We start from the raw sequence: 6886 nt of genomic DNA, 5'->3' as shown, positions 1-6886 counted from the left end.
GGCGAGGACACCTCGGCGGCCCGCGCCGGGGAGGACGGTGCCGAGCCCGCTCGCGTCGCGGGCGGCGGCCGCGACAGCGCGACGTCCCGCCCCCCGGTGCCCGCCCGGGACCCGGGGGAGACGCCGGTGGGCGGCCGGCAACCGGACGACGCGGCGTTCGACGACGCCACGGGGACGGCCGAGGACGGATCGGCGGCCGGTGGGGAGACACCGGAGGCGGCCGACGCGACGGGTCGGGCGGGGAACGGTCCACCGATGCCCGCCAGGCCCGACTTCCCGCCCGGCGGTGAAGCGGGCGGGCACCACGGCGCCTCGGATTCGTCGCCCTCCGAAACCCCGGTGACCACCCAGAGTCGCACCTACGAAACATAGACAGCGGTCGGGGAACTTTATTGATTGCAAGGCTGGACACGGCCAGACTCCTTCATTAAGAATGAGGCTGCCGTGGCTGAACGGGCTGCTCCCGGCATACCGCCGGTATGGTGCGAATCCGCTTCTTCCCGGCCTGTGAACCAGCCGCCGAACAGCCAAGGACCGTGATCGACGTGAAGGTCGGCATCCCCCGCGAGGTCAAGAACAACGAGTTCCGGGTGGCGATCACGCCGGCCGGGGTTCACGAGCTGGTCCGCGCCGGCCACGAGGTCTTCGTGGAGCACGACGCCGGTGTCGGCTCCGCCATCACCGACGCCGCGTTCACGGACGCCGGCGCGACCGTGCTCCCGACGGCCGACGAGGTCTGGGGCGTCGCCGACCTGGTGCTGAAGGTCAAGGAGCCGGTCGCCGAGGAGTACCACCGGCTGCGCAAGAACCAGGTCCTCTTCACCTACCTGCACCTGGCGGCCTCGGCCGAGTGCACCGACGCCCTGCTGGCCTCCGGCACCACGGCGATCGCCTACGAGACCGTCGAGACGGCCGACCGCGCGCTTCCGCTGCTCGCCCCCATGTCGGAGGTGGCCGGCCGCATCGCCCCGCAGGTCGGGGCCTACCACCTGATGCGCTCCGCCGGCGGGCGCGGCGTGCTGCCCGGCGGGGTACCCGGTGTCGCCGCCGCCGACGCCGTCGTCATCGGCGGCGGGGTCTCCGGGTGGAACGCCATGCAGATCGCGGTCGGCATGGGCTTCCGGGTCACCCTGCTCGACACCGACGTCAACAAGCTCCGCGAGGCCAACCGGATCTACGGCGGACAGGTCCGCACCATCACCTCCAACGCGTTCGAGCTGGAGAAGGCGGTGCGCGAGGCGGACCTCGTCATCGGTGCCGTGCTGATCCCCGGCGCCAAGGCGCCCAAGCTGGTGCGCAACCAGCTGGTGGCGGAGATGAAGCCCGGCAGCGTGCTGGTGGACATCGCGATCGACCAGGGCGGCTGCTTCGAGGACTCCCGTCCCACGACGCACGCGGAGCCGACCTTCACCGTGCACGACTCGGTCTTCTACTGCGTCGCCAACATGCCCGGTGCCGTTCCCAGCACCTCCACCTACGCGCTCACCAACGCGACGCTGCCCTACATCGTGCAGCTGGCCAACCGCGGCTGGCGGGAGGCGCTTCGGCGCGACCCGGCGTTCGCGCTCGGGCTCAACGTGCACGCCGGCGAGGTCGTGTACGCGCCGGTGGCCGACGCCCACGGGCTGCCGCACGCGGCGCTGGAATCGCTGCTCGGGTGAGCCGCCGGCGCTCCGCAGGGCCGTGCTGCGGGGTGATCGTCAGATCAACAGGTCGACAATCGGTCGTCGCCGGACCGTCAACGACCGGGTCAACACGGGGAAATGTCACACAACCGACCGGACGTCGTTCGACGACGTCCGGTCGGTTGCGTCGTGGGGGTGCCGTCCGCCGAGGTCGACTCATCCGGAAGGTGACTGTTTACCCGATTCGCTGCGGCCTTCGACTCGTTGTCCACGCATCGCACGCTCTGGACACACGGTCGTCGAGTGACGACGCGCCCGTGTCGTTACGCCGGTTTGTGTTGCTGTGGACGCCCGACACGCCATAGAGTCGCCAGTCGTCGGCAGGGCAGGACGTGACTCTGTCCAGAAGTTGCTTGGTCCCTAAGGAGGTAGGACGACTTGTGAATGAGTCGACAATCACTCCCGGGGGAGGACAGCCGGGGACGCCGGGGCAGCCGGCGGGATCCGCCGGCCGTGCCGAGGTCGGTTCGGTCGCTGTCCACACGTTCGCGACGCACAAGACCCCAACGGACACGACGGTGCATCAGAACAGCGACGACACGACCACGCAGACGGAGCCCGGCTTGGCGGAGTTGCCCGACGGTCAGTTCTTCGACCCGGACGCGGAGTACGAACCCGACCCCGAGTACGCGGCGACCATCGCCCCCGACGCCGCCCGGCAGCGGCGGGAGCGGATCGGTCCGACCGGTCGCCCCCTGCCGTACTTCCCGATCCCGGGACCGGTCAAGGAACGCGGCCCCGCGACGATCATCGCGATGTGCAACCAGAAGGGCGGGGTCGGCAAGACCACCTCGACCATCAACCTCGGAGCGGCGCTGGCCGAGTACGGCCGCCGCGTGCTGCTGGTGGACTTCGACCCCCAGGGCGCCCTCTCGGTCGGGCTCGGCGTCAACCCGATGGAGCTCGAACTCACTGTCTACAACCTCCTCATGCAGCGGGGCATGGCCCCCGACGAGGTGCTGCTGAAGACGGCCGTCGCCGGCATGGACCTGCTGCCCAGCAACATCGACCTCTCCGCCGCCGAGGTCCAGCTGGTCAGCGAGGTCGCGCGCGAGTCCACGCTCCAGCGCGCCCTCCAGCCGATGCTGTCGGACTACGACTTCGTGGTGATCGACTGCCAGCCCTCGCTCGGCCTGCTGACCGTCAACGCGCTGACCGCCGCGCACAAGGTCATCGTCCCGCTGGAGTGCGAGTTCTTCGCCCTGCGCGGTGTCGCCCTGCTGACCGAGACCATCGAGAAGGTGCAGGAGCGGCTCAACCCCAGCCTGCAGCTCGACGGGATCCTGGCCACGATGTACGACTCGCGCACCGTGCACAGCCGCGAGGTGCTGGCCCGCGTCGTCGAGGCGTTCGAGAACCACGTCTACCACACCGTGATCGGCCGCACGGTCCGGTTCCCCGAGACCACCGTCGCGGGTGAACCCATCACCACCTACGCCTCCAACTCCGTCGGTGCCGCCGCCTACCGCCAGCTCGCCAGGGAGGTGCTCGCCCGGTGCCACGCCGAGTGAGTCTGCCGGCAGCCGACGAACTGTTCCGCACCACCGGCGGTCCCGCCGTCCAGCCCTCCGTTCCGCAGGGGCCGCAGGCCCCCGAGGACCCGGCTCGGCAGCCCTCGGGCCGTCCGGACGAGGAGCCCGCCGAATCCGACGGCGAGGCCTCGGAGACCGACACCGGCCGGGAGGAGTCCCGGACCTCCCCACTGCCCGCCCAGGGCCCCCGGGGCGGCTCCCGCGGCTCCGCCGCTCCGACGGGCGGGCAGCCCCCCGCCGCGCCGCAGAGCGCTGCGCCCGCCGCGGGGAGCGCTCCCGCACGCGGCGGCAAGTCCACCGCCCCCCGGCGCGGACGCGTCGCGCGCCGCCCGAGCGGCCGGGAGCGCCACGACGAGAAGATCACGGTCTACGTCTCCGCCGAGGAGCTGATGGACCTGGAGCACGCGCGCCTCGTCCTGCGCGGGGAGCACGGGCTCGCGGTGGACCGGGGGAGGATCGTCCGCGAGGCGGTGGCCGTGGTCCTCGCCGACCTGGAGTCCCGCGGCGACGCCAGCATTCTGGTCCGGCGGCTGCGAGGGCGCTGAACCACCGCCGCGCGGCGTCGCCGGGCCCCGTCCGGCGGCCGGTAGTGTCGCTGCGCGATGACCGCTCACGACCCACCTCCGCGCCGCCGCCCGGGCCGCGGTGCGACCGCACCCGGCCCGCCCACCCGGCCGCCGGGCGGTGCCACGGAACCGGAGCCGGGGGAGCGCCCCGGCGGCGACCCCGCCCCGACGGGCGCCGCCGGCGCCGACGTCCCGCCCGCGGACCGTCCGCCCGCGGACCGTCCGCCCGCGGAGATCGCCGGCGGGGAGGGAACCGCCCGGCGTCCCGGCGGCGGCCGGTTCACCGTCGTGCTCGACAACTTCGAGGGCCCGTTCGACCTGCTCCTCCAGCTCATCTCCCGGCACACCATGGACGTGACCGAGGTCGCCCTGTCGCGGGTCACCGACGAGTTCATGGCCCACCTGCGGGCGCTGGGCCCCGACGGGGACCTCGACCAGACGACGGAGTTCCTCGTCGTCGCGGCGACCCTGCTGGACCTGAAGGCGGCACGCCTCCTGCCCGCCGCCGAGGTCGAGGACGAGGAGGACCTCGCCCTGCTGGAGGCCCGGGACCTGCTCTTCGCCCGGCTGCTCCAGTACCGCGCCTACAAGGAGATCGCCGCGATCTTCGCGAGCCGCCTCGAGGCCGAGACCCACCGGCACCCCCGGACCGTCGGGCTGGAGCCGCACCACGCGGCGCTGCTGCCCGAGGTCGTGCTCTCCGTCGGACCGGAGGGGCTCGCCCGCATCGCCGCGCGTGCGCTGGCCCCCCGTCCCGAGCCGCAGGTGTACGTCGACCACATCCACGCGCCGCTCGTCAGCGTCCGGGAGCAGGCGGCCGTCGTGGTCGACCGGCTCCGCGCCCTGAAGCGCGCCAGCTTCGCCGAGCTCACCGCCGACGCCCCCGACACCCTCACCGTCGTCGCGCGGTTCCTCGCCCTGCTGGAGCTCTACCGGGAACGCGCGGTGGCGCTGGACCAGCCCGAGGCCCTCGGCGACCTCACCGTCCACTGGAGCGGCTCCGGCGACGGAGCCCCGACCGTCACCGACGAGTTCGACACCCCGCCCGCCCTGCCCGACGACCGTCGCGGGCGCCGGGCGGCACAGGAGCAGCGATGACCACGAGCGAGCCACCCGGCCCCGACGCCACCGGCCCCGACACCACCGGCCCCGACACCACCGGCCCCGACGCCACCGCGCCCGGCCCGGCGGCCCCCATGCCGGCCGATCCCGGGGTGATCCCCGCCACGCCGGCCGCCGGGTCGGCACCCGGGCGCTCCGGCGCCACGGACGCGCCGGAGTCCGCCGACGCGGACCGGCTGCCGCTGCGCCCCGCGCTGGAGGCGGTCCTCATGGTCGTGGACGAGCCGGTCCGGGAGGAGCACCTCGCCCGGATCCTGGACCGCCCGCGCCAGGAGGTCTCCGACGCCCTGCGGACGCTGGCACAGGAGTACAAGGCGGAGCAGCGGGGGTTCGACCTGCGGTTCGTCGCCGAGGGCTGGCGCTTCTACACCCGTGCCGCCTACGCGCCGGCCGTGGAGCGCTTCGTCCTCGACGGGCAGAGCGCCCGGCTGACCCAGGCGGCGCTGGAGACGCTCGCCGTCGTCGCGTACCGGCAGCCCGTCAGCCGCTCCCGGGTCTCCGCGGTGCGCGGGGTCAACTGCGACGGCGTGATGCGGACCCTGCTCCAGCGGGGTCTGGTGGAGGAGGCGGGCACCGAACCCGAGACAGGTGCGATCCTGTACGGGACGACGCACGTTTTCCTGGAGCGGCTCGGCCTTCGTGGCCTCGACGAGCTGCCCGAGCTCGCGCCCTTCCTCCCCGAGGCGGCGGCGGTGGAGCCCGACAGCCAGGAGGCGGTGCCGACGTTCGACGTAGACAGCGCCGACCCACCGACCTAAGACGAGACTTTGATGCGAAGCAGCGGCAGGAACAGCAACCGGAACGACCGGGGCGCGGGCAGCGGCCGGAACGACCGGGGCGCGGGCAGCGGCCGGGGACGGGAGAGCGCCGGCCGTCCCCGGCCGGAGGAGCGTCGCTACCCGGAGTCCGGCGGGAAGCGCCAGGGCGGCGGTGCGGCGGGTGGCGGCGGCTCGGCCGGCGGCAGCGGCTCGACCGGCGGGCGCTCCGGAGCCGGCAAGCCCGGCAGCCGCAGCGGTGGCCCCGCCACCGGCGGCCGGACGGGCGCCAAGCGCCCGGCACGGTCCGCGCCCAGCCGCCCCCGCGAGCTGGACGCGAAGATCGAGGAGCGCAACCGGGAGCGCCACAGCCGGGACACCCCCCGAACCCCGAAGACCTTCGGGGAGGCCGACGGCGTCCGGCTGCAGAAGGTGCTCGCCCAGGCCGGCATGGGGTCCCGCCGTGCCTGCGAGGAGCTGATCGACCAGCGCCGGGTGGAGGTCAACGGGGAGATCGTCACCGAGCAGGGGCTGCGGGTCGAGCCCGCCCGCGACGAGATCCGGGTGGACGGCCTGACGGTCACCACGCAGAAGGACCTCTTCTTCGCGCTCAACAAGCCGGTCGGTGTCGTCTCCGCGATGGAGGACCCCGACGGCCGCCCCTGCCTCGGCGACTACGTCCAGAACCGGGAGAGCAGGCTCTTCCACGTCGGACGGCTCGACGCCGAGACCGAGGGGCTGATCCTCCTCACCAACCACGGTGAGCTGGCGCACCGCCTGACCCACCCCCGCTACGGCGTCACCAAGACCTATGTCGCCGCCATCGAGGTCAGCCAGAGCTCCGGCCGGCTCCCGCGCGACCTCGGCAAGCAGCTCAAGGACGGCGTGCAGCTGGAGGACGGCTACGCACGGGCGGACAGCTTCCGCGTCGTGGAGAACGTCGGCCGCAACTACCTGGTGGAGATCACCCTCCACGAGGGCCGCAAGCACATCGTGCGGCGGATGCTGGACGAGGTGGGCTTCCCCGTCAGCAAGCTGGTCCGCACCGGTTTCGGCTCCGTCACCCTGGGCGACCAGAAGTCCGGCTGGCTGCGCCGGATGACCAACACCGAGGTCGGGCGGCTGATGCGCGAGGTCGATGGAGGTACCGATCAGGCCGGTGCCGATGACGAGGGCGGTCCGCATCGGGCCAGGGTAGCCGGGGAGCGGCCCCCCGGACGCCGCCG

Annotated in this window: 6 protein-coding genes and 1 pseudogene; all 7 read left to right on the top strand. The window is 73.4% G+C overall.

Translation table 11 applies throughout. The features are described from left to right. Positions 1 to 372 (top strand): annotated as a pseudogene (locus HCN52_RS24905) (hypothetical protein); the annotation flags it as partial. 173 nt (positions 373 to 545) lie between these two features. Then, positions 546 to 1661 (top strand): alanine dehydrogenase, encoded by a 1116-nt coding sequence (ald, locus tag HCN52_RS19980; protein WP_168089839.1) that lies wholly within the window; start codon positions 546 to 548, stop codon positions 1659 to 1661. A 542-nt stretch (positions 1662 to 2203) separates the two neighbouring features. Then, a complete protein-coding gene (locus HCN52_RS19975; protein ID WP_420919049.1) occupies positions 2204 to 3196 on the top strand; it encodes a ParA family protein in 993 nt (330 codons plus the stop codon). Next, positions 3193 to 3762, top strand: a complete 570-nt coding sequence (locus HCN52_RS19970; RefSeq protein WP_312876792.1) for a single stranded DNA-binding domain-containing protein — start codon at positions 3193 to 3195, stop codon at positions 3760 to 3762. The genes HCN52_RS19975 and HCN52_RS19970 overlap by 4 nt, the downstream gene beginning before the upstream one ends. A 57-nt stretch (positions 3763 to 3819) precedes the next feature. Next, complete coding sequence (locus HCN52_RS19965; RefSeq protein WP_168089835.1) at positions 3820 to 4881, top strand: segregation and condensation protein A; 1062 nt, start codon at positions 3820 to 3822, stop codon at positions 4879 to 4881. Continuing rightward, complete coding sequence (gene scpB, locus HCN52_RS19960) at positions 4878 to 5663, top strand: SMC-Scp complex subunit ScpB (protein WP_376767167.1); 786 nt, start codon at positions 4878 to 4880, stop codon at positions 5661 to 5663. The genes HCN52_RS19965 and scpB overlap by 4 nt, the downstream gene beginning before the upstream one ends. Positions 5664 to 5675: 12 nt before the next feature. Beyond that, positions 5676 to 6886 (top strand): pseudouridine synthase (locus tag HCN52_RS19955; protein WP_168089834.1); only part of this gene is annotated, 1211 nt, incomplete at its 3' end.

Source organism: Streptomyces bohaiensis, assembly GCF_012033785.1.
GTDB classification, from domain to species: Bacteria; Actinomycetota; Actinomycetes; order Streptomycetales; family Streptomycetaceae; genus Streptomyces; species Streptomyces bohaiensis.
The sequence above is the reverse complement of the archived record's forward strand: the minus strand, read 5'-3'. Positions and strand labels throughout refer to the sequence as shown.

Coding starts and splice junctions, on each gene's coding strand:
- HCN52_RS19965 (WP_168089835.1), top strand. CDS start 3,820: ATGACCGCTCACGACCCACCTCCGCGCCGCCGCCCGGGCCGCGGTGCG.
- scpB (WP_376767167.1), top strand. CDS start 4,878: ATGACCACGAGCGAGCCACCCGGCCCCGACGCCACCGGCCCCGACACC.